Origin of the sequence: Terrabacter tumescens, assembly GCF_014646815.1 — a bacterium.
GTDB classification, from domain to species: Bacteria; Actinomycetota; Actinomycetes; order Actinomycetales; family Dermatophilaceae; genus Terrabacter; species Terrabacter tumescens.
Map to the genome: position 1 here is coordinate 113,708 of NZ_BMNZ01000009.1, position 22,567 is coordinate 136,274.

The 22,567-nt window shown below is 70.8% G+C and carries 20 protein-coding genes, 1 tRNA gene and 1 riboswitch; of the genes, 6 read left to right on the top strand and 15 right to left on the bottom strand.

From position 1 onward, the window contains the following. Positions 1 to 101: 101 nt before the first annotated feature. The 5 genes from IEY30_RS19695 to IEY30_RS19715 form a co-directional block, all read right to left on the bottom strand. Entirely contained in the window at positions 102 to 863 is a 762-nt protein-coding gene (locus tag IEY30_RS19695; protein ID WP_052358744.1) for a nucleotidyltransferase domain-containing protein, read from the bottom strand. 225 nt (positions 864 to 1,088) lie between these two features. Continuing rightward, a complete protein-coding gene (locus tag IEY30_RS19700) occupies positions 1,089 to 1,367 on the bottom strand; it encodes an antitoxin (protein WP_052358742.1) in 279 nt (92 codons plus the stop codon). A gap of 782 nt (positions 1,368 to 2,149) precedes the next feature. After that, positions 2,150 to 2,515 carry a large conductance mechanosensitive channel protein MscL gene (gene mscL / locus IEY30_RS19705; protein ID WP_030200767.1) on the bottom strand — a complete coding sequence of 122 codons (366 nt, stop codon included), beginning with the start codon at positions 2,513 to 2,515 and terminating at the stop codon, positions 2,150 to 2,152. Between the two features lie 139 nt (positions 2,516 to 2,654). Further along, positions 2,655 to 2,861 carry a hypothetical protein gene (locus IEY30_RS19710; RefSeq protein WP_030200765.1) on the bottom strand — a complete coding sequence of 69 codons (207 nt, stop codon included), beginning with the start codon at positions 2,859 to 2,861 and terminating at the stop codon, positions 2,655 to 2,657. Between the two features lie 955 nt (positions 2,862 to 3,816). Beyond that, positions 3,817 to 4,890 carry a M15 family metallopeptidase gene (locus tag IEY30_RS19715; RefSeq protein WP_052358740.1) on the bottom strand — a complete coding sequence of 358 codons (1,074 nt, stop codon included), beginning with the start codon at positions 4,888 to 4,890 and terminating at the stop codon, positions 3,817 to 3,819. Positions 4,891 to 4,935: 45 nt separating this feature from the next. On the opposite strand from IEY30_RS19715, the gene IEY30_RS19720 reads away from it, so the two are divergent. Further along, on the top strand, positions 4,936 to 6,579 hold the full coding sequence (locus IEY30_RS19720; protein WP_156035406.1) for a CapA family protein: 1,644 nt from the start codon (positions 4,936 to 4,938) through the stop codon (positions 6,577 to 6,579). Between the two features lie 42 nt (positions 6,580 to 6,621). Here the strand turns inward: IEY30_RS19720 and IEY30_RS19725 are convergent, their stop codons facing one another. Further along, on the bottom strand, positions 6,622 to 7,065 hold the full coding sequence (locus IEY30_RS19725; RefSeq protein WP_229675109.1) for a C40 family peptidase: 444 nt from the start codon (positions 7,063 to 7,065) through the stop codon (positions 6,622 to 6,624). A 114-nt stretch (positions 7,066 to 7,179) separates the two neighbouring features. Continuing rightward, positions 7,180 to 7,324: riboswitch (cyclic di-AMP (ydaO/yuaA leader) on the bottom strand. Between the two features lie 297 nt (positions 7,325 to 7,621). Here IEY30_RS19725 and IEY30_RS19730 point away from each other — a divergent pair. Then, a tRNA-Gly gene (locus tag IEY30_RS19730) sits at positions 7,622 to 7,695 on the top strand. Positions 7,696 to 7,968: 273 nt separating this feature from the next. Further along, positions 7,969 to 9,831, top strand: coding sequence for an acyl-CoA dehydrogenase (locus IEY30_RS19735; protein ID WP_030200750.1), 1,863 nt, complete (start codon positions 7,969 to 7,971; stop codon positions 9,829 to 9,831). A 97-nt stretch (positions 9,832 to 9,928) separates the two neighbouring features. Here the strand turns inward: IEY30_RS19735 and IEY30_RS19740 are convergent, their stop codons facing one another. The 8 genes from IEY30_RS19740 to IEY30_RS19775 all read right to left on the bottom strand — a co-directional run bounded on the left by IEY30_RS19740 (position 9,929) and on the right by IEY30_RS19775 (position 19,049). Next, positions 9,929 to 10,936 carry a GNAT family N-acetyltransferase gene (locus IEY30_RS19740; RefSeq protein ID WP_030200749.1) on the bottom strand — a complete coding sequence of 336 codons (1,008 nt, stop codon included), beginning with the start codon at positions 10,934 to 10,936 and terminating at the stop codon, positions 9,929 to 9,931. A 139-nt stretch (positions 10,937 to 11,075) separates the two neighbouring features. After that, positions 11,076 to 12,470, bottom strand: a complete 1,395-nt coding sequence (locus tag IEY30_RS19745) for an acyltransferase family protein (protein WP_030200748.1) — start codon at positions 12,468 to 12,470, stop codon at positions 11,076 to 11,078. Between the two features lie 123 nt (positions 12,471 to 12,593). Further along, positions 12,594 to 12,887, bottom strand: coding sequence for a DUF6458 family protein (locus tag IEY30_RS19750; RefSeq protein WP_030200746.1), 294 nt, complete (start codon positions 12,885 to 12,887; stop codon positions 12,594 to 12,596). 105 nt (positions 12,888 to 12,992) lie between these two features. Continuing rightward, positions 12,993 to 13,871: a hypothetical protein gene (locus IEY30_RS19755; protein ID WP_030200743.1), complete on the bottom strand. Its 879-nt coding sequence runs from the start codon at positions 13,869 to 13,871 to the stop codon at positions 12,993 to 12,995. Between the two features lie 58 nt (positions 13,872 to 13,929). Further along, complete coding sequence (locus IEY30_RS19760; RefSeq protein WP_043417051.1) at positions 13,930 to 15,804, bottom strand: NHL domain-containing thioredoxin family protein; 1,875 nt, start codon at positions 15,802 to 15,804, stop codon at positions 13,930 to 13,932. After that, positions 15,801 to 16,607 carry a carbon-nitrogen family hydrolase gene (locus IEY30_RS19765; RefSeq protein ID WP_030200739.1) on the bottom strand — a complete coding sequence of 269 codons (807 nt, stop codon included), beginning with the start codon at positions 16,605 to 16,607 and terminating at the stop codon, positions 15,801 to 15,803. Before IEY30_RS19765 ends, IEY30_RS19760 begins: the two co-directional genes overlap by 4 nt. A 117-nt stretch (positions 16,608 to 16,724) precedes the next feature. Beyond that, a complete protein-coding gene (locus IEY30_RS19770; RefSeq protein WP_081920579.1) occupies positions 16,725 to 16,916 on the bottom strand; it encodes a DUF6767 domain-containing protein in 192 nt (63 codons plus the stop codon). 45 nt (positions 16,917 to 16,961) lie between these two features. Continuing rightward, the gene (locus tag IEY30_RS19775; protein ID WP_030200735.1) at positions 16,962 to 19,049 is read right to left on the bottom strand and encodes a bifunctional copper resistance protein CopD/cytochrome c oxidase assembly protein; all 2,088 of its coding nucleotides are present in this window, start codon (positions 19,047 to 19,049) and stop codon (positions 16,962 to 16,964) included. Between the two features lie 26 nt (positions 19,050 to 19,075). On the opposite strand from IEY30_RS19775, the gene IEY30_RS19780 reads away from it, so the two are divergent. Together IEY30_RS19780 and IEY30_RS19785 are read left to right on the top strand one after the other, a co-directional pair. Then, positions 19,076 to 19,939 (top strand): maleylpyruvate isomerase family mycothiol-dependent enzyme, encoded by an 864-nt coding sequence (locus tag IEY30_RS19780; RefSeq protein ID WP_229675110.1) that lies wholly within the window; start codon positions 19,076 to 19,078, stop codon positions 19,937 to 19,939. A 188-nt stretch (positions 19,940 to 20,127) separates the two neighbouring features. Further along, positions 20,128 to 20,916 (top strand): sigma-70 family RNA polymerase sigma factor, encoded by a 789-nt coding sequence (locus tag IEY30_RS19785; protein ID WP_188960176.1) that lies wholly within the window; start codon positions 20,128 to 20,130, stop codon positions 20,914 to 20,916. A gap of 147 nt (positions 20,917 to 21,063) precedes the next feature. On the opposite strand, the gene IEY30_RS19790 is transcribed toward IEY30_RS19785, so the two are convergent. Beyond that, the gene (locus IEY30_RS19790) at positions 21,064 to 21,819 is read right to left on the bottom strand and encodes a GAF and ANTAR domain-containing protein (protein ID WP_030200722.1); all 756 of its coding nucleotides are present in this window, start codon (positions 21,817 to 21,819) and stop codon (positions 21,064 to 21,066) included. 237 nt (positions 21,820 to 22,056) lie between these two features. Here IEY30_RS19790 and IEY30_RS19795 point away from each other — a divergent pair, with 237 nt between their 5' ends. Further along, the gene (locus IEY30_RS19795; RefSeq protein WP_052358737.1) at positions 22,057 to 22,566 is read left to right on the top strand and encodes a MarR family winged helix-turn-helix transcriptional regulator; all 510 of its coding nucleotides are present in this window, start codon (positions 22,057 to 22,059) and stop codon (positions 22,564 to 22,566) included. The last annotated feature ends 1 nt before the right edge of the window (position 22,567 follow it).

Sequence of the window (22,567 nt, forward strand, 5' to 3'; positions counted from 1 at the left end):
CGCAACCCATGAGAGAGCCACACGACCAAGCGTGGGCAGCCGCTATTGCGAGCGACGCGCCCGGGCACCTGAACGAGCCTGCGCAGGCACCGGTCCTGCAGTCAATGAAACAAGTAGCCGCCCGTCGGACAGTCTCTCGGACGACGTCCGACCATGCCGGGCTGAGGACCCCGATCGACACCGAACCCCGCTGGCGGAGGTCTCGTTAGACGCTTGCGAGCGCATGGGTGCTGGGGGTCTTGGTGCGCCACAGCGGCTCGTAGCCAGGCTCGCCGGGACGGGGGCAACACCGTGAGGGTGGCGGTCAGGTCGCTGGTGTCCTTGGGCCGGTTGAGAGCGGCCTTGTACGACATGACGATCTCCGGGTTGAGGTAGCGGATGCCGTCGGCTGCGATGAACGTGACATCGTCCAGGTCGGCCGCGTGCTCCGGGTTCCGCTTGTTGGACCACCGACCCTCTCGGTCTGGGGTCAAGGGGATGTCGAGCACCCACGCGCTGCAGGCGTCCTTGCGCACCCACAGCTGGCTGCCCGGGTCGTCCACGCTCTGCCACTGGCCGCCGAGTGGGTGCAGCACCCCGCCGACGTTGTTCCACACATGCCAGTCACCGGCTAGGTGTGCCACCAGAGCCGGCAAGTCGCAGGCGAGCAGTGAGATGTCGGTGTCCTCGTGCTCGCGGAGGTACCCGGTTGCGGCCTCGATCGCCCAGCCACCGACGACCCACCACGGCCGGTCGAACCCAGCGAGAACGTCGGCGACCTCGGCGGGGGTCAGCGGTGCCCCCCGACCGTAGAGAGCCTGGAACTCGTCCTCTTCGCGTTGCTCTTTCGGTGAACTCATCAGCGACTCGCGGTCTTCAAACATGACGCATCCTGGTTTGACGCTGCAACCCGTGGCGTACGACGGCCGCCTCTCGCTGTTTACCGGTCCTTCAAGGCCGGTCCGGCCGATGTGGACACTGCCTACAGCATGGAGGTTTAACCAGTGCCTGCCGCTTGCGAGCTTGTCTAGGAAGCGCGTCCTTGAGCGAGTCGCTCGTAGAACCAGATCGGTGTGAGCTACTGCCTCAAGCGTCAGCGCCTTGAGGCGTTAGCCCTGGCCCTCGGCGTCGCGCTGGTCTTCCTGGCTGCCGGTGTCGAGGCCCTGGGAGCCCTCCGTTGCATCTCCGGAAGCGTCACTGTCGCTTCCGATACGCTCGTCGGCCATCCCACGGCCCTGTTGAATCTGCTCGTCGAAGCGGCCGCCTGTTGCCGAGCCGGCAGCTTCGGAGGCGCGATCCAAACCTGAGTCGCTCACCTGCTCGACCTGGTCGCCGTGCTGCTCCATCGCTTCCTCGGCCTTGTTCTTGGCGTTATCAAACATGCTCATCGCAATACTCCTTCGCCGGTACAGCCCACGCCGCCGGAGACCCGACGACCATCCCCATAGTGAACCTTTAAGGAACGCAGCGGCGAGTCGAAGACCGCCTAATTTCCGCGCTAAGAACGACGACACCGGCGCGGCCGTACGATCCGATCCGCGTGCGTAGTCGAGGCCACCACCTCAGAGCGCTCCGTCGTCCCATGCTTTCTCACGGTCGTTGTCGTTGTCGTTGGCCTTCACGCCGGCGACCGACTGGAGCGTCGCACTGCTCACGATGGCGTGTAGGACGCATGAGCCGTCTGCGCGATGGAGCCAGACCTCGACCGAGCCCAGCGCGCCGCGCGAGGCTCCCAGACATCGCCGTTGCCCTCGTCAGGGAACACGACCGCGGTGGGCCAGCCGACGATCATCCTCGAATACTTGTCGCCCATAACTCTCCCGGTAACGCTTCGTGCGGTGCTGCAGCAGTGTCACCACGAACGGCAGCGTCGCAGCCTTTGCGGTGGTCGGTTGAACGAGCAACAACGTGCGTGCCTCTTCAAGACCGTACCTACGGACGCCCACCGTATTGCGTGGCGTCGTGGTCCGAAGTGGGGCGAACGTCACCGTTCGCTGTTCGCGACGACAGAACGGACGCCAACTATTCCTGTGGTCTGGAAGAACCGCAGACCTTCAAAGCCTGACACGAGACATCTATGAGGAACCCCCGGCGGGAGGACCAGCCGCCTGGCTCACCAACCGGGGGTTCCGGGTTGTCGAAGGAGGCCTCCTGGCCCAGAGCGCGCGGACTACCGAACGCGAAGGGAGTCGCGGATCTCGGTGAGCAGGAGGACCTCCTCCGACGGTGCCTCGGGCTCGGGCTCGACACCCGTCTTGCGCCGCTCGGCCAGCTGGTTCATGGGCACGACGACGATGAAGTAGACCGCCGCCGCGACGATGAGGAAACTGACCAGTGCGGTGAGGAAGGCGCCGACGGCGACCCCGCCGGGCTGGAACGACGAAAAGTTCTGCGTGCCACCGAGCTTGCCGATCAGGTCCATGATGACCGTGACGAAGGCGTCCACGACCTTCGCGAACGCCGTGCCGATGACGACGGCGACCGCGAGGTCAACGACGTTCCCGCGCATGAGGAAGTCTTTGAATCCCTTGAGCATGCCAGTCCTTCCAAGAAGTGAATGAGCTCATGAACCACATGGATGGCAGGCGGAGCCGGCTCGCGACATAGCGGCTCCGGGACCCGCGGTGGTGGCGCCGGCGCCGGTCGGACGTGCCGCCGCCTGCTCGAGCAGGCGCTCAGTCGGCCAGCTTGGCGATTGCCTGGGCCCACAGGAAGTGCTTGTTGGTACCTAGATCGCGGATGGTCTTGATGTTGAAGGCGGCCTTAAGGTGCTCGGCGTCGCTGGCGCTGACTCCCTGCAACGCCTCCACTGGCGCGTCTGCCAGTTCCGCGATGCTGTGGGACTCGAATGCCTTGTCGACCTTGCTGGCGATGTCGCCCATTCTCACTCCTGAGAGTCGGCCCGCTCTGTTTGCGGGGAGTGCCTCGATAACTACCATGTCCCCGTCACCGGCGCGACCGGACGAACCGGCTATAAGGGTTCCTGCTCGACAACAGACAAGACAACCAGTGCCAATCCCGGCCTCCTCAGGGCCAAGCGACCCACGGAGACGCCCGGGCCCACGGTGCCGAATCGGGCCACTGTCGCGCGCAACGCGTTCGCCTACAGCCACGGCCGAGCCTTCCGCGAGGCCGTGGCCGCGGCCGACGCGCGTCAGGTGGCGGACGACTGTCACGCATCACCCGACGGAGCACAGGAAGCGGCATTCGATTCGGTGAAGACTTTCTGTACTGGCTCAAGCTGCGCCTTCGGCGCAGAAAAGCGCGGGGACCCGCGTCGGGGACCCCGCGCTGCGGGCGGCGCTGGCGCGCCGTCCTCGCGCACCCCACCGCCCCACGCTTTCGACCACGTCCAGGGGGCGCCCGCCCTGCCGCCATCAACTGGACCGGCGACGGCGTACGGCTCGCCATCAGGCGCCATGACGAGGATAGCCCCCGCCGTCGCCTGCCAGGTACAGACCCACGGAGGACCACTACCCACCGCAGGGACGTGGCCGGCCCCACCACCCGCGTTCTGGGCGTCCGCGTGCGCCTTCTGCGCCTGGCCTCCCAGCCGAGCCACCTTGGCATCACTGCGCAGACCGCGACGGCGCATGCAGCCGCCATGACAGCGACCAGGCTGGCGCGCTGTCCTGCTCCGCTATCGGGTTCGGCGCCTCCCCTTGGCCGGGCATGACGCCAGCCGTGCCCAATCCATGCCCAACGCTCGGGCGCCCAAGGGCCGAACAGGGGCACGCGCGGACAGAACAGCGAGCACACCAGCGGCCATGAGAGGGCTGCCAAGGCACTTCCCAAGCTGGATACGCGGGTTCGATTCCCGTCGCTCGCTCCGACTCCTCACCGGTCCGGAGCGCGTGCGGCACGCCGCCTCAGGGCGAGCGCCACACCCACCCCCACCGCGACGACTCCTGCGCCACCCGCGACGACCACCGGGACGGGGAGACCGCCGTCCCGGTCGACCTCTTGCGCGGCGCGCGCGTCGGTCGGTGTCGCGGCGTCCGGATCCGGGGTGGGCGGCGTTGTCCCGGTCGTTGTGGTGGTGCCGGCGGAGGTCGACGGTGATGCGCCGGTCGTCGGCGTCGCCGTTGGCGTGGGCGCAGGCGCCGAGGGCGTGGCGGCACGTCCGGAGCCGTCGAGCATCGTGTGGTTGCGCCAGAGGTACTCGCGGATCGTCAGGCCGGACTCGTGCACCTTCGCGGCCACCTCGCGGCCGAGGTAGCGGTAGTGCCAGGGCTCGTAGCGGAAGCAGGTGCGGTCGTTCCAGCGCGTGCCGCCCTTCCCCCGCGGGTAGCTGTTGACCCAGCCGTACCTCCAGGAGTTCTCCCGCATCCAGGCGCCGGCCGGCGTCCGACCCCAGTCCCCCGGCAGCGGGCTGCCACCCCCGGCGCTCATGAAGTCGACGCCGAGGCCGAGCTGGTGCTCGGAGTGGCCGGGACGCTGCGAGTAGGTGATCGCGCTGTCGAAGCCGTTCTGCCTCGTGTACATCGTGAAGAGCCCGACCTGCTCGCGGTAGCTGCGGTAGCCGCTCCAGATCGCGATCGGCGCGCCGGCCGCGGCAGCGGCCCTGGCCATGGCGCGGGTGTCGTCGGCCGCCACGGCACGGATGCGACCGCCGCCGCCGATCCCGGCCTCGCTCGACCGGACCAGGTCCGGCGGCACGTAGTCGGCCTCGACGCGCAGCAGGCGGTCCACGAGGGTCACGGACCAGTCGTCGTAGCCGCGAGGGACCGTGGGCACGTCGCCGAGGTCGCACGAGGGAAGCCGGCCCAGTGCCGACGCCGGCGGCGCGGCCGAGGAGCCGACGAGGAGCGCCAGCGCGAGGCCGACGGCGCCGGCAGCCGAGGCGACGACCCGCGGGCGGCGCGCAGCAGACCTGCGGCGGGCATCGTCGGGGACGGCGGTCTGGGGCATTCGCGGAACCTGCGCCTTCGGGGGTCTGGCGCCTACGCTAGCCGCGTGGGGAGCATCGGCAGGGCCCGTTACGCGTCGATCGGCGTATGCGTGTTGCTCGCGGCCGCGTGCACGAGCGGGAGCCCGGCGCCCGGCGCAGGAACCGCCACGGGAACGACCTCGACGCCCGCCGACTCGACGGCCCCGCCGTCACCCGCGAACTCGAGCCCTACCGCGACGACCCCGGCAACCCCGGCGGCGACCTTCCCGCTCGCGGTCGTCACCGGTCTGACGAACCTCAAGGCGAACGTCTCGGTCGCCGAGCTGCGTGACCTCGCCGGCAAGGGGACGCTCGTCGTGCCCTGCGGAGTGAAGCTGACCGCACCGGATCTCCCTGCGCCACCGGCGTCCTCGGCGTGCGTCCCCGCCGACAAGATCGCCGCCGCCCTCGTGGCCGGCCAGCAGCGCATCGCGCTGCTCCCACCCGGCCTCGTCCAGCCCGCGACCAAGGTGCTCTCGATCCGGGGCAAGGGCCCGTTCGGCATGTTCGGGCCCGACCTCTTCGGTGACGAGCAGGCGCGAGCGATGGACTATCCCGTCAAGGCGACCACAGCGCCCGGCGGGACGAGCCTCGATGCGAGCTGGACGGCATACGACCCCTCGCAGGTGTGGACCATGACCAACCTCGGCAGCCTCTGCTCCGACCGCGGCGCGGCGACGCAGGTCGTCTCGCGGGGTCGGGGCTGGGACTGGGTCTTCGAGGGCGGCACGGCCCGTTACGCCGCGCCGGCGGTCGTCGACCCGCCGGACCACGAGCCCTACCGCTCGGTGCAGCCCGTCGACACGGGCAACGCCGGCGCCACACCCCAGATCATCAAGCGGTCGGACGTCGCGATCGCCGACCACGAGTGCCCGGTCGTGCCCGACTCGACGTGGAAGCCCCAGCTCGGCACGACGGCGGTCTTCAGCGTCCCCGAGGCGGTGCTGCCCCGGTGGCGCGACACCCTGGGGCTCGACGTCGTCTACCTCGCCGCCAACCACATGAGCGACAAGGGCGTGGCCGGCATCGAGTCGACGCTGCGGCTCATCGACAAGTACAAGATCCCGCGGACGGGTCTGGGCCGTGACCTCGACGAGGCCATCGAGCCGGCCTACGTGCAGGTCGCGGGGCTCAAGGTCGGCTTCGTGGCCGTCAACGACGTCGCCGGGGTCGCGAGGGCCGACGCCGACACCGCGGGCGTCCCGTGGATCACCGAGCGCAACATCCGCGAGGGAGTCCGCCGGGCCAAGGCGGCCGGCGCCGACCTCGTCATCTGCAACCCGCAGTGGTGGGGCGGCGCGGAGTACCACGACGACCTCTGGCCCACGCAGAAGCGCCAGCTCGGCTGGTTCGACAAGGCGGGCTGCGACCAGGTCATCGGGTCCGGCACCCACGTCGCCGGCCCCCTGCTCGTCCGCGGCCCCGCGGCCGACCCGAACGTCGTGCTCGTCAGCCCGGGCAACTACCTCTTCGGCCAGGGCTGGTGGCAGGAGACGCAGGAGGGGGTCATCCTCGACCTGTCCTTCCGCGGCAAGACCCTCGTCAACGTCCGGCTCCGGCCCACGGTGATGATCCGTCAGGCCCGGCCGGCCCTGCTCGACCCGCAGGGCGACGGACGTTACGTGCTGCAGCGGATGTGGAAGTACTCGACGACGCCCCCGGCACGCTAGACACGGGCGTCTCGGCAGCGGCGTGCCCAGGGGTCGTCGCGGTCAGCGGACGCGACCGGCCACCCAAGCGGAGGTCCAGATCCTCGAGAGCTGGACGCGCTGGCCTGGGCGCGGCGCATGCCAGACCTTGCCGTAGCCGGCGTAGACAGCGACGTGGTAGGCCCGCCCGTTCGACATGAAGAAGACGAGGTCGCCGGGGAGGATGTTGGATTTGTAGATCCGCGTGGTGGCGAGCCGCTGGGCGTTGGCCGTTCGCGGCAGGTAGCGGTGCAGCCGTGTGTGGTAGACGTAGTAGACGAGGCCGGAGCAGTCGAAGTACGTCGGTCCGGCGGCGCCCCACCGGTACCACTTGCCCACCTGCGCGGCCGTCAGCGAGAGGCCCTGGAGGCGCAGGGGGGTCGTGGAGACCGGCTTGGCGTCGATCGTGACGGCGGAGGCGGAGCTCGAGCCCGGCGGCGAACCGGTCGAGGCAGCGGTGCCGGACACAGGGGCGCCGCCCAGTCCGAGGAATAGGGCGGCGGCGAGCAGTGGTGTCAGGGCGAGCGATCGGAGTTGTCGGAGACTGCGTGGACGACGTGCAGAGGTAGACGTGGACATGGCGGATCCTTCCCACGCCTGTGAGGTGAGCTGTCGGGTTCGGGCGGAAGTTGCCCGGCCGCAGATGCGGCTTCACCCCGAGGACCAGCTGGCCGGTCCAAAAGTGGGTCCCCCACTCCTGTCCGTTTTTCCTTGGCTGCCCCACCGGTGGACAGGACTCGGCGTCCGGCGGGCCGTCCGGGGGAGACCCCGGACGATGAACATTCATCGAATGTGACAGAGAAGGTCACGAAAGCATCGCGTCCGGACAAATTCTGGCAAGAGTTGCCACCTCAAAGACCGCCGAACCGGGCAGATGGACAGGGCGAGCGGACCCTCCGCACTCGAGTCGCTCGGTCACAGCGCCATGTGCGCCTGGGACGAGCTCGCGTTCGCACGGATCGTAGGGACGGCGCGTCGCGTTTGGACGTCGGGCCCTGTCTGTTGCTACGGTTGGCGACGCCTCGCAGGCGTAGTTCAGTAGCAGAACAGCCTTCTTCCAGAAGGAAGACGTACGTGCAATTCGTGCCGCCTGCTCCAGTTCAGAAGGGCCCGGTCACCGCGACCGGGCCCTTCTGCTGTCCTCGCCCGGACGACAGCCCGGCCACCGCTTGACTCCACGGACGACCCCGACCGCGCCACCCGGCATACGCCATGGGTGCGGCCGCAGCCCTCGTGGCCCAACTGTGACCCCTCCCTCTTGCGGTCGTTACCGGTCAGTAGCATCATGGAAGTGACCGGCCAGTAACTTGGCGCGCCCGCCGATGACAGCGCGGACGCACGACGAGCGACAGAACGCGGAGGGTCCCGAAGATGGGCCACTACAAGAGCAACGTGCGCGACCTCGAGTTCAACCTGTTCGAGGTCTTCAACCGCCAGGACGTCCTCGGACAGGGCATCTATGCCGACGTCGACGTCGACGCGGCCAAGGACATCCTCCGCGAGGTCTCGCGCCTCGCCGAGAACGAGCTGGCCGACAGCCTGCTCGACAGCGACCGCAACCCTCCGGTCTACGACCCCGCCAGCCAGACCGTGACGATGCCCGAGTCGTTCAAGCGCTCGTTCAAGGCCTACGTCGACGGCGACTGGGGCAACCTCGACGTCCCGGCCGAGCTCGGCGGCATGGTCGTCCCGGCCTCGCTGCGCTGGTCCGTCGCCGAGATGGTCTGCGGCGCCAACCCGGCCGTCCACATGTTCACGGCGAGCTACTCCTTCGCCAACCTGCTCTGGCACCTCGGCAACGACGACCAGAAGAAGCTGGCCAAGCACATCGTCGACAAGGCCTGGCACACCACGATGGTGCTGACCGAGCCCGACGCGGGCTCCGACGTCGGCGCCGGCCGTACCAAGGCCGTCCAGCAGCCCGACGGCACGTGGCACATCACGGGCGTCAAGCGCTTCATCACCTCGGCCGAGTCCGACATGGTCGACAACGTCGTCCACTTCGTCCTCGCCCGCCCCGAGGGCGCCGGCCCCGGCACCAAGGGTCTCAGCCTCTTCATCGTCCCGAAGTTCCACGTCGACCTCAAGACCGGTGAGCTCGGCGAGCGCAACGGCGCCCACGTCACCAACGTCGAGCACAAGATGGGCCTCAAGGTCAGCACGACGTGCGAGGTCACCTTCGGCGAGCACGAGCCCGCGGTCGGCACCCTCCTCGGCGACGTCCACGACGGCATCGCCCAGATGTTCAAGGTCATCGAGAACGCGCGGATGTTCGTCGGCACCAAGGCGATCGCCACGCTGTCGACCGGCTACCTCAACGCGCTCGAGTACGCCAAGGAGCGCGTCCAGGGCGCCGACCTCACGCAGATGACCGACAAGGCCGCGCCGCGCGTCACCATCACGCACCACCCCGACGTGCGCCGGTCGCTCATGCTCCAGAAGGCGTACGCCGAGGGCCTGCGTGCGCTCGTGCTCTACACCGCGAGCCAGCAGGACGCCGTGAGCCAGGCGCAGGCCGGCAACCCGGCGGCGCCGCTCGAGAAGGGCTCCGACGCGGCCCTCGCCAACAAGATCAGCGACCTCATGCTGCCGCTCGTCAAGGGCCTCGGCTCGGAGCGCGCGTGGGTGCTGCTCGGCACGGAGTCCCTGCAGACGTACGGCGGTTCGGGCTTCCTGCAGGACTATCCGATCGAGCAGTACGTCCGCGACGCGAAGATCGACACGCTCTACGAGGGCACGACCGCCATCCAGGGCCTCGACTTCTTCTTCCGCAAGATCGTCCGCGACAAGGGCCAGGCCCTGCAGCACGTCGCCGGCCAGATCCAGGAGTTCGCCAAGGACCTCGGCGGCTCGCTCGACACCGAGCGCGAGCTGCTCGGCAAGGCGCTCGAGGACATCCAGGGCATCGTCGGCCACATGATCGGCGACCTCATGAAGAGCGACCCGCGCATGGGTGGCGACACCGCCAACCTCTACAAGGTCGGCCAGAACACGACGCGGCTGCTCCTGTCCGCCGGTGACCTCGTCGTCGGCTGGCTGCTGCTGCGCCAGGCCGAGGTCGCCCAGAAGGCCCTCGACGGCGGCGCCGCCGGCAAGGACGCCGACTTCTACCGCGGCAAGGTGGCGGCGGCGTCGTTCTACGCCAAGAACGTCCTGCCGAAGATCGCCGCCGAGCGCGCGATCGCCGAGGCCACCGACAACGACCTCATGGACGTGCCCGAGTCGGCCTTCTGAGCCATCCCTCACGACGAGGCGCCCTCCCCACCTCGGGGACGGGCGCCTCCTCGTCTCTCAGCAGTCCTCGTCGACCTCGCGACGATCGCGTATGCCGTCAGGCCAGGGAGCGCTGGTAGGCGGGGTTGCGCTCGACGACGCGGAAGCCGAGGTCCTCGTTGATCGAGACCATCCACGAGTTCGTGTCGTCGTTGGTCGTGATGACCCGCGAGCGCTCGGGATGGTCCGTCTGCAGGCGCCGGAGGTTCTCGACCTTGACCGCCATGCCGAGGCGGCGGCCCCGATGTGCCTTGTGCACCAAGGTCCCCCACTGCCACGCGACCGACGGCGCACCCGCCGGCAGCATGAGGTCGGTGTAGGCGACGACGTCACCCGTCGCCTCGTGGACGGCCACCGTCGTGACCCTGGTGCGTCCCTGCCGGAGGAAGAGCTCGAGGTGCTCCTGGTAGCGTGCGGGCGTGAGGCTCTCCTCCTCGAACTCGATGTCGCCGGTGGGTGCGTCGACGCCGAGCTGGTTCATCACGGCGCACAGGGACGGCTGGAGCGCGGCCGGGACGCCGCCGACATGGGTCTCGAGCCGGTAGCCGCCCTCCCAACGGGTGCGGGCGTGCTCGGCGTGGCGGGCGAGCAGGTCGTCGTCGACGGGCAGCTCGAGGTGGCGGGTGATCTCGGTGTTGCTGAGGCGGAAGCCGTGCTTCTCCGCGAAGCGGCCGTAGGGGTGGCCGTCGGCGCCGGCCGGGACGATGCAGTCGGTGACGAGGGTGGGCCGGCCGACCTCCGTGGCTCGGCCGACGATGCGCTCCACGAGGGCCGAGCCCGCGCCGCGCCGGCGGTGGGCAGGGTCGACCTGGACGTCGTGCCACACCATCGAGGTGTTGTCGTCCATCGGCAGCCAGATGGTGGCGACGCCCACGAGGTCGTCGCCGTCCCACGCTCCCCACATCTCCATGGGCTCGGCCTTGTCGACGTGCCTCCACTCGACGAGCGTCTCTGCCAGTGAAGGCGGTTCGTTCCACGGCCGCTCGTGGTTCTTGCTGGCGACGATGACGTCGTACGCCCGGGTGCAGACCGCGTCGTCGTCCACGTCGATGAGTCTCGTCTCCATGGCACGACGGTAGGTGCCACCACGCTCCCCCGGCCACCGACTTTGCCCGGCGCTGCGCAACACACCGAACAGTCGTCAACCGCACCGGCTGCAACCGCAGCGGTTGACGACTGTTCGGTGTGTTGCCGGGAGGGAGGTGTCAAAGGCGGGCGGTGGGGGTGGGTCGGGGCCGGGTCGCGCGCAGGAGCAGCAGCCCGAGGGCCAGGACGGCGAAGCCGACGATCGGGGTGACGTCGCCGACGAGGAAGAAGACCGGGCGGTTGCCGAGCACGTCGACCCCGACGATCGAGACGATGAGGATGCCGAAGAAGAGCACCGCGGCGGACACGGCGGCCACGGGGTCGACCCAACCCCGCTGCTCGTCACCGGGCCCGGCCGCACCCGCCCCACGCGGGCCACGGTCGAAGCGCACGAAGACCGCGACGAACGCGGCCGTCACCGCCGCCAGCACCGCGAAGAGCACCGGACGCGTCAGCCACCACGCCCACGACGCGATCGCCGGCTGCTCGATGCCGAGCGCGCGGATCGTCAGGAGCACCGTCATCAGCGCGGTGAGGTGCCACAGGAAGGCGGTCATGGCGAAGGGGCCGGCCAGCACGACGACCCGCCAGGCCCGCGGCCGGGCGAGGACGCGGGTCATGAGGGGCCGCACCACGACGGCCAGGCCGCAGATCCCGATGCCCTGCGCGAGCAAGGCCACCGTCGGTGGCGCCATGTTGGAGACGGCCTCGCCGGGCAGGCCCACCATCGACGTCGGGTAGGGGCCGACCGTGATGGCCAGACCCATCGCGGCGAAGCCCACGACGGCCATCACCCAACCACGCCCGGTCGTGAGCAACCCGTCACGCCAGGCGAACCCGAGCTGGTGCAGCGCCAGCCACACGAGCGCGAAGTTGAGGTTGCCGACGAGCTCGGGACCGCCACCGAAGCGCACCGCGTCGACCAGGCACGCCAGCGCGACGAGCACGACGACGACGCGAAGTCCCCACCGCCGGTGCAGGTTTCGCATGAGCGGCGCGAACGCACAGGCGCCGAGGTAGATCCCCACGAACCACAGCAGCTGCGGCACCATGACGAGCGCGTCGCGCGCCAGGCGGCCGGTTTCGCCGGGCCTCGACGTCAGGCCCGTGAGGTCGGCGACGACACCCAGGAGCACGTAGACCGCGAGGAAGGCGAGGGTGGGGCGCAGGAGGCGAGCGGCCCGCGCGCGGAAGAACGCGGCATACCTCCCCGTGGCCGCCGGATGGCGGCGCTCGAGCGACTCGAGCGTGTGCGCGTGGGCGACGCCACCGACGAGGAAGAAGAGCGGCATGACCTGGAGCACCCAGGTCAGCGGCTGGAGCGACGGCACGACGGTGAGCGCGTTGGTGATCTGCCCGTCCGGCGTGAGCGCCACCATGAGCCAGTGCCCGAGGACGACGACGAGGAGCGAGCCCACCCGGAGCGTGTCGACCCAGCGGTCGCGGTCGGGCGGGGTCGCCGCGTCGATGGCCGACGCCGTGCGCGGCGCTGCGTCAGGGCGGGTCCGGCTCACATCTCATCGAAGCACGAACGGCGGCCCGAGCAGGTGAGTTCTCCTGCTCAGGCCGCGCACCCGCAACCGTCGAAGGGCCACGAACCGGAGACCGGTTCGTGGCCCTTCGACGGTCTGGCAGGTCTAGAGGGTCTCGTCGCGACGCTCGGCGCGGCGCTCGACGACCTCGTCGCCGTCAACCCGGCGCTCGACGACGTCGGGCGCGCCGCGGCGCTCGGTGACGACCGTGTGCTGCGTGCGGGCACGCTGGGCGTTGAGGACGAGCGCGAGGATGATCGCGAGCGCGCCGGCGATCATGAGGATGATGCCGATCGTGTTGCCCGTGCTGCTGCCCAGGTTGAGGACGCTCGAGTCGACGTTGGTGAAGTAGAAGATCGCTCCGACGACGAGCAGGAAGATCCCGAGTCCGATACCCATGAGGTCTCCTTGGCTGGGGCGCGCCCCGGTGGCACACCTACCGTCCCCATACCCGCACGCCGTCGAACACCCACGAAACGCCCACCCGGGCCTCTGGTCGACCGTTCAGCGCGCGCGGCGCCGGCCGAACGCGAGCGTCACGGCCGAGACGAGGAGCATGACGACGCCCACGCCGACGGCGATGGCGATCTCGTAGTAGAGGTTGCGGGCTGCGAGGCCGTAGGCGGCGTCAGCGATGGTGCGCGCCACCTCGGGGTCGACACGTCGCATGAGCGGCTCGCGCGCCACCATGACGACGAGCGCGAGCGCCAGGGCGGTCACGACCCAGCCGATGCCGATGAGGGTCGTCGCTGCGCGCCAGCGCCGAGCGAGCGCGATGGACAGCAGGGCGAGGGCGGCCACGACGAGGGGCGCCCAGGGTCCCCACGCGTCGGCGATCCGGTATGCCGTCTGCGCCTTCTGCAGGTCGGTGGCCTTGACGAGGGGGATCGTCACGACCGGTGCGATGGCCCCCGCGTTCGGGACGCCGGCCTGCTCGAGCGTCGAGGTCAGCGCGGGCACCGGGATGGTGACGCGCACCGAGACGCGGCCCTGGTCGTCGAGCTCCGTGTCGCCCCGGCCCTGCATGACGGCGATGAACTGGGTGTGGAGCGCGCGGATGCCGGTGGTCCAGGCGGACGCGACCTGCGGGCTCGCGACGAGGGTGGCGGCCTGCGTGCGGATGGGCGCCTCGAGCGCCTTCTCGATCGCCGGCCGCAGGTCCACCGCGCCGAGGATGCCCTGCACGATGCCGTCGGTGAGCGCCTCCTGCACCTGTGGCTTGGTGACGACGGGCCGCAGCTCCTCGACGAAGACGTCGGTGCGGGTCAGCAGCACCGAGGCCCAGAAGCCGACGAGCGAGACGGGCAGCAGCACGATCGCCAGCAGCCCGCACACCGCCGAGAGGACGGAGCGCCCACCGCCGCCGGATGCCTGTCGAGCCACGTCTGCCACCTCGTCCGTTCGGTCTCGCGCGCACGGCGGCAGGCGGCTGGTCGGCCGCCTACACGCCCCGCAGGTCGAGAGTCAGTGTGGCACCGGCGGCGGCGTCGAGGACGACCGGGATGCCCCAGTCCTGCTGGAACAGGTGGCAGGCCGCGTGCTCGGGCACCTCGCCCGTCTCGGGGTCGCCGTCGCACGCGGCGGCCTGCACCGAGATGTGGAGCGTGCCCGACCCGATGCCCTCGCGCAGCACGAGGGTGCGGGTCAGGCCCTCGGCGCGACCGGCGCCGGAGACGAGCAGGGCATCCGGGGTCGCGGACACGTCGAGGCGGGTGGGGTCGCCCCACCGGTGGTCGAGCTTCTGGCCGGTCGGCGGCACGAACGTCACCTCGAGCGCGACCTCGCCGGCGGGCAGCGGCGTGGACGGGCGCTGGGTGCGGTGGGCCGGCCCGTCGACGCGCTGGGCGGCCTCGGGCAGCCCGACGCGGGTCAGGCGGTGGGCCGCCGACTCGACGACGACGAGGCGCACCTCCCCGGACTCCGGGTCGCGCTCGACGACCGCGTCGCTCGGCTCGGCGAGACCCTGCGCGAGGGTCGAGACCTGACCGCTGGTCGGGTCGAAGCGGCGCACGGCGCCGTTGTAGGTGTCACTGACGGCGACCGAACCGTCGGGCAGCTCGGTGACGCCGAGCGGGTGCTGGAGCAGTGCCTCGGCGGCGGCGCCGTCGCGGTGTCCGAAGTCGAAGAGCCCTGTGCCGACATGGGTCTCCACGACGAGCGCTCCGTCGGGTGCTCGGGTGACCGAGCGCAGCGCCGACGTCTCGGAGTCGGCGACCCAGACCCGGTCACCGGTCGCGGAGGTCGCCAGGCCGGACGGCTGGGCGAACCACGCCTCGAGCGCCGGTCCGTCGACGAGGCCCTCGTTGGAGGTGCCGCCGACGACCTCGACCCGGCCGTGGGCGAGGGTCTCGCCCGGAGCCCAGGCCCAGAGCTGGTGGGTGCCGGCCATGGCGATCAGGAGGCGGTCGCCGAGCCACGCGAGGTCCCACGGCGTCGACAGCGCCTGCTCGAGGGCGGGGCCACCACCGGAGCGCTCGCGCAGCTGCGAGCCGGTGCCCGCCACGACGTGGACCGAGCCGTCGGAGAAGCGGATTCCCTTGACCTGGTGGTTGACCGAGTCCGCGACGAGCAGGTCGACGCCGAGCCGCTCAACGACCTCGGGCGTCGCGAGCAGGACGCCCTGCGGCTCGTTGAGCACGCCCTCGCCGCCCCAGCGGGCGCGCTCGGTCTCGAGGTCGGACTCGAGGTGGACGACCGCGTGGTTCGCGGTGTCGCTGACGACGAACGAACCGTCGGGCAGCGCGAGCGCCTTGCCCGGGAAGCGCAGCGCCGTGTCGGGGGCCGGCGGCGCGACGTAGGGGTCGTCGCCGGGCTGGAGCGTGCCCTTGGCGGCATGCTCCTCGACGAGCTCGGTGACGAGGGAGGCGAGGCCGGGCCCGTGGCCCTCCCCCGACATCGAGGCGACGACGTAGCCCTCGGGGTCGATGACGACGAGCGTGGGCCAGGCGCGGGCGGCATACGCCTTCCACGTCACGAGCTCGGGGTCGTCGAGCACGGGGTGGTGGACGGCATACCGCTCCACGGCGGCGACGAGGGCGTCGGCGTCGGCCTCGTGCTCGAACTTCGGCGAGTGCACGCCGATGATCGTCAGCGCGTCGGGGAACTGCGCCTCGACGGGGCGCAGCTCGTCGAGGACGTGGAGGCAGTTGACGCAGCAGAAGGTCCAGAAGTCGAGGACGACGACGCGCCCGCGCAGGTCGGCCAGAGACAACGACCGGCCGCCGGTGTTGAGCCAGCCACGTCCGACGAGCTCGGCCGCACGGACCCTGACGCGCGAGCGCAGCGAGCCGGTGTCGGTGTCGGCTCCCGCGGTCACGGGAGCCTCCGGTCGGCCAGCACGGGGAAGGTGCGGCGCCACTCGGGCGTCGCCGCGGTGTCGATGTCGATGCTCAGCACCTCCTCGTCAAGGCCCGCGGCGGCCAGAACCTTCCCGGTGGCGTCGACGACCTGCGAGTGACCGCCCATCTCGTGCCGGGCGTGCGTGCCGGCGGTGTTGCACTGGAGCACGACGCACTGGTCCTCGACGGCCCGAGCCTGGCCCAGCAGGGTCCAGTGCGCGACCCGCTTGCGGGGCCACGCGGCCGGGATGACGAAGACCTCGGCGCCCCGGTCGAGCAGGCGCCGGTAGAGCTCGGGGAAGCGCAGGTCATAGCAGGTCGAGAGCCCGACGGGCACGCTGCCGCCGGACGCGACGGGCACGTCGACGACGACGAGGTCCTCGCCGGCATCCATGAGGCTCGGCTCGCCCTCGCCGAAGCCGAAGCGGTGGATCTTGCGGTAGGTCGCGACGAGCTCGCCCTCGGGCGAGAAGACGAGGCTGGTGTTCCACAGCCCGCGGCCGTCGGCATCGACGGGGGCGCCGCGCTCGACGATCGAGCCGCCGTGCAGCGTGACGCGGGCGTCGCGGGCGGCGTCCGCGAGGGCCCGCGCGACGGGACCGTCGACCGGCTCGGCCCGCGCGTCCCACGCGGTGTAGTCGAAGCCGCCTGCCGGCCAGAGCTCGGGCAGGACGACGAGGTCATGGCCCGCCTGGGCGCGGACGAGGGCGGCGACCCGGGCCGTGCGGTCGGCGACCGACTCGTCGTCGCCGTAGGCGAGCTGGATGAGCGCAACCTTCATGACCCAACTCTCACACGCGCCGCGCGGCCGGCGCGCGGCTGCCCACCGGGTGCCGTCGGCGAGACGGACCACGGGCGTGGCCCCGGCCACAGGGGGAAGGCCGGGGCCACGCCCGGGTCAGCCGACGCCGAGGTCGCGCGTCAAGTGACGCTCACGGCGTCGCGCCGCGAGCTCCTCGCGCTGCTCCGGGTCGCTCTGGACGAGGTAGACGAGGCCGCAGTCCTGCGGTCCGCTTGCTCCGGGAAAGCACAACGTGCACGGTTCGCCGAGTCGGATCGGGCACCGGGGGTTCGACGTTCGCTGTGGCATGTCCCCTCCTCCGACGTCAATACTACATGGAGTAGTAGAGAGAGGTCATCGCGAGGAGCCGTGATCGCGCTTGGCCAGCGCGGCCAGCCGCTCGTTGTATGCCGTGAGCTCGGCATCGCCGTCCCGGTCGGCCCGCCGGTCCTGCCGCACGGACTCGGCGCTGTCGGTCCGGAACCACTGCAGGGCGACCGTCAGTGCGAGGACGAGGCTCGGCAGCTCGCCGATGGCCCAGGCGACGCCGCCGCCGTAGCGCTGGTCGGCGAGCGGGTCGGGGACCCACGGGATGGCGATCGTCGGGAAGAAGTCCCCGCCGAGCAGGGTCGTGCCGCTGATCATGGCGACACCGAAGAAGGCGTGGAAGGAGATGGTCGCGAAGAGCACGACGAGGCGCAGTGCCGGGCTCCACCGCTTGGGTCCGGGGTCGACGCCGACGAGCACCCAGGCGAAGAGGTAGCCGGTGAGCACGAAGTGCGCGGTCATGAGCAGGTGACCCGTGTGCGTCTGCAAGGCCAGCTGGAACAGGCCCGTCCAGTAGAAGACGACGAGGCTCATGAAGAAGAAGGCTGCGGCGAAGATCGGGTTGCCGACGACGGCCAGGAACCGGGAGTGGACGAGCGCGAGGAGCATCTCGCGGGGGCCGAGCGTGCCGTCGGAGCGCGGCTTGACGGTGCGCAGCGCCAGGGTGACGGGGGCACCGAGCACGAGGAAGATCGGGACGACCATCGCCTCGATCATGTGCAGGGTCATGTGCCAGGAGAACGCGACCCGGCCGTAGATGCCGAGCACGCCGTTGGTCGCGTAGAGGAAGAGCAGCCAGCCCGTGACCCAGCTCAGCAGCCTCAGCACGGGCCACGCGTCGCCGCGACGTCGCAGTCGGGCGACCCCAGCGACGTAGAGGCCGATCGCGAGCAGCCCGGTGGCGAGGAAGAGCCACTCGATCCGCCAGGCGGTCAGCCAGTCCATCGCGGTGGGCGCCGGTGGCGCGGGGTAGCCCGTCAGCGACAGTGCCGCGCTGGGGTCCGAGACCGTCTCGGGCACCGGTGGCTCGCTGCGGGCGAGCGCCGTCGCCACACCGAAGGCGAGGGCCATGACGAGCGTCTCGACGACGGCGAGCCGCACGAACAGCCGACCACGCACCCCCGCCGCCGAGCCCGGGCCGGACTCCGACGTGTCCACCGCGTCGATGCGGTCCAGGGTCACCCGCCGGTGGCGCACGCCGGCGGCGCCGAGGACCACGAAGGCCGCGACCTTGACGAGGATGAGCACGCCGTAGGGCGTCAGGAGGTCGGACCACGAGCCGAGCCGGGTCGTCGCCGACATGACCCCGGAGATGCCCAGGGTGACGAAGCACCAGAGGGCGACGGTCGAGTAGCGCCGCGCCACGACGCCGAGCGCCTCCCGCAGGGGGCGGCGCAGCACGACGAGCGCGAGGAGGCCGCCGACCCACACGGCGGCGCTCAGCAGGTGCGCGGCGATGGCGTTGACGGCCGTCTCGTGGTCGGCCGAGCCCCCTGCGTGGCCGGCCAGCCCGAGGACCAGCAGGCCGAACGCCGAGACGACGGTGAGGGCGAGCGCGGCCCCGCGCGAGCGGGCCACCGCCGCCACGGAGGCGACGACGAACGCCGCGACGGTGCTGATGACCCCCACCCGCAGGGTCTCGATCGACCAGACCGACCCCATGAGGTTGCTGCCGAAGAGCGGGTCGGACAGCGGCATACCAGCGGCGTCGGCGAAGGCGAAGACCACGCCGACCGCCCCGGCGACCGCCCAGACGAAGGCGGCGGCCGTGGCGACCCTGAACGCGGCGCTCCTGCGCGGCTCCACGAGGGCGGCGCTCTCGGCGCGCGTGCGTCCCGGGACCATCGTCGCGGCGAGCAGGAGCGACCCGATCGTGAGCGAGGCCGCGACGTCGTGGACGACCCGCACGAGGGGCAGCGACCACCGCACGACGGGGCCGGCGTCGGACAGCCCGCCGGGCAGGGCGTCGGCCGCGCCGGTGTAGCCCGCGGCGACCACGCTCGCCACGAGGCCGACCGCGACGACACCCGCCACGACGAGCGCGGCCGCCGGGCGGCCCGAGGAGTCGGACCCGGTCCGCGGACCGATGAGACCGTCTCGCTCGAGGGTTGGCATGCCTCAAGGGTAAGTACTCTGATGACATGCCCATGCACCCGGCCGCCCCCGACGACCGCAACGGACTGATCGACGCGTTCGACCACTCCGTGCAGTCGATCATCGACCTCGGGTACTCCTGCCGAGACGAGGACTTCGAGCTCGAGACCGAGTGCCCCGGGTGGACCGTGAAAGACCAGATCGCCCACGTCGTCGGCGCCGAGAAGTCCTTCGCCGGCATGCCTCGCCCCCAGGTCACGGTCCCCGACTACCCCCACGTGCACAGCGACTTCGCGCGCTTCGTGGAGGTCGACGTCGAGGCCCGGCGCGGTGTCACCGGACGTGACGTCGTGGCCGAGCTGGCCGAGTTCCACCCGCAGCGGGTCGCTGAGCTGCGCGCGTCCGACGCCGACATCGACACGGTGATCGGCGGTTTCTTCGGGCCCGACACGACCTTCGGCGAGCACCTGCACCGCCGGATCGTCGACGCGTGGGTGCACGAGCAGGACATCCGCGCCGCCCTCGACCGCCCCGGCAACCTCGACTCGGCGAGCGCCGCGGTCTTCACCGCCGACATCCTCGCCGCCCTCCCGCGCATCGCCTCGCGGGTCGCCGGCATCGGTGCCGGACACGCCGTCGTGCTCGACGTCAGCGGACCCGTCGTCGCCCGCGGCGGCGCGCGCATCGTCACCGGTGAGGATGGGCGCCCTTACGGGGAAGCACTTTTCAGCGGTCACGACCGTCCGGAGGGTGAGGAGCAGCTCGACGTCACCTCGATCCACCTCACGACCGACGCACTCACCCGGCGTGCCGCGGGTCGCCGCTCGGTCGAGGAGATCCACTACACCGTGACCGGAGACGAGGAGATCGCCCGCACCCTCCTCGAGTCCCTCGTCGTCGTGACGCACTGACGCAGGGCGCCCGCGCAGACGGCCGGAAGAAACACCGCGGCCACCGGCGGGGTTCGCGCCTGCGTATACACCCAAACGCGCTCGTACGGCACCAGAACCCACCTTGTGCATCTGTGCCAAACGGCCTAGCGTCATGAGCAGACGGTCAAGCCAGCGCCGCATCGGGGATCCGATCCATCGGAGTTGAAATGACCGACCCATCCGTGGGTCCGCGCAAGGATGCGCGAACCAGAGAGCTCATCCATACCCTTCGCACCTCGGACTCAGCGTCCGAACGCGCCACCGCTCTCGAGACCGTGACGGTGCTGCACATGCCGCTCGCACGCTCCCTCGCCCACCGCTACTCGGGCAAGGGTCTCGACCGCGAGGACCTCGAGCAGGTGGCCTTCCTGGCCCTGCTGAAGGCCCTCAAGCGTTTCGACCTGTCCAAGCCGACCGAGTTCGGCGCCTACGCCACACCCACCATCACCGGTGAGCTGCGTCGTCACTTCCGTGACCACGGCTGGCTCGTGCGGCCCCCGCGGGAGCTGCAGGAGCGCCGCCAGCTCGTCACCGACACGAGGTCACGGCTCGAGCAGCGGCTCGGCCACGACCCGGACGCCGGCGAGCTCGCCTCCGAGCTCGACATCACGCTCGAGGCGGTCCGGGAGGCCCAGGTCGCGGCGACCAACCTGCGCCCCGCCTCCCTCGACGCGACGACGGCGGACGGCAACCGGCCCGTGCTCGACCTGCTCGACGCCCGCGGCGACCCGGGGTCCGACCCCGCGCTCGACGAAGGCATCGTCGTGCGTACCGCCCTCGAACGGCTCCCCGCCCGGGACCAGCGCCTCGTGCAGCTGCGTTTCGGCGGAGACATGACCCAGGCGGAGATCGCCGAGTCCATGGGCCTCAGCGCGATGCAGGTCAGCCGCCTGCTCCGGCGCACCCTGGACGAGCTGCGTCGACAGCTGTCCGCGGAGGGCATGGCCTCGGCCTGAGCCCCGCCGTTCTCCCGAGTGGTCCCGACGCCCGCAAGGCGGGTCGGGGCCACTCGTCGTTCCCGGGGCATTCCCCGGGCCAGTGACAGCGCCGGGTCCCGAAACCCCCGGGCGCCGTTCACCGGTCCCAGGACGGCGCGGGCGGGCTCAGACGGACGAGCGGGCGGTGGCGTTGCCGCCGCCGGGCGCGGAACCGAACTGCGACTCCTGGCCCTCGATGACCTGTGAGGCCACCTGGGTCAGCTTCATGTTGAGCTCCTGCGACGTGCTCCGCAGCAGCTCGAAGGCCTGCTCACCGCTGATGTGGTGCGCGGCCATGAGCAGGCCGACGGCCTTGCCGATCTCGCGGTTGCTCTGCAGGCCCTGGCGAAGCGTGGCGGCCTCCTCACGGGCCCGGATCGCCATGAGGGCGACCGAGGCGAACGAGGCGATGACGGCCCCGACGTCGGCCGACTTCGACGTCAGGCCCCCCGGGGTGTCGGAGAAGATGTTGAGCGCGCCCACCTTGTCGCCGTCCAGGAGCAGGCGGTAGCCGATGGCCGAGCGCACCGGCGTCTCGGCGACGATCCGCTCGGTGAAGCGCGGCCACGGGGTCTTGGCGTCGGTGAGGTCAGGGTCGTGCTGGTAGGCCTCGGAGACGATGGCGTCGACACAGGGCCCCTCGCCGACCTCGAGCTCGATCTGGTCGATCCGGCGTGCGATGTCGTCGGTGCTCGCGGCGGTGACGTAGCGGTCGCGGGTGCGCACGAGCAGCGAGGCCCGGTCGCAGCCCTCGACGAGTCGGCGGGCGGCGTCGACGAGGGACTGGTGGATCGACCCCGAGTCCGCGCCGGCATAGATCAGCGCCGACATCTGTCGGAAGGCGTCGTTGACCGTCGGGTCGATCGGCACGTCGCTCGTCATGTCACTCCTGCATTTCTGGCGCCTGGGCCCGCACGCTGCTCGGCGGTCCGGGCGCGTCAGCCATCCTCGCACCTCCCCCGCGGCGCGAGACCACAGACAACCACACGAGTGGGCTCCGTGGCGACACCGTCCCACCATTGTACAAACCTTGGACAACCTCGGCAGGTGAGTTGACGCATCGTCGCGAGCGGCAGATACTTGCGTGCTGCAAGCAACTAACCCACCGAGGAGCACCCCATGGCAGTCAGCGAGGACGAGGCGAACGCCGTCTTCCTCGGGCTCCTGCGCGTGCAGAAGCTCCTCGTCGCGGCCAAGCACAACGCACCGCGCCTCGAGGACGGCGTCGACGTCACGGCATACCCCGTGCTCTTCCTCGTCGCCGGCGCGGGCACCGTGCGCATCTCCGAGCTCGCCACGACGCTGCACAACGACGTCTCCACCGTCAGCCGCCAGGTCAGCGCCCTCGTCACGAGCGGCCTGCTCGAGAAGAGCGCCGACCCCAACGACGGCCGCGCCTGGGTCGTGTCCCTCACCGACCGCGGCCGCGAGGCCCTGGTCCGCATCCAGTCGAGCCGCGCCGCGTGGTTCCAAGGGCTGCTCACCGACTGGGACGGCCCGTGCACGACCGAGTTCGTCCACCGACTGCGTGAGCTCGGTGACGCGCTCGACGCCAACCTCCGGGCCCGGGGTGCAGCGACGCCTCCCATGCCCTTCGACTCCAGAAACCAGAAGCAGAAAGAGGACTGAC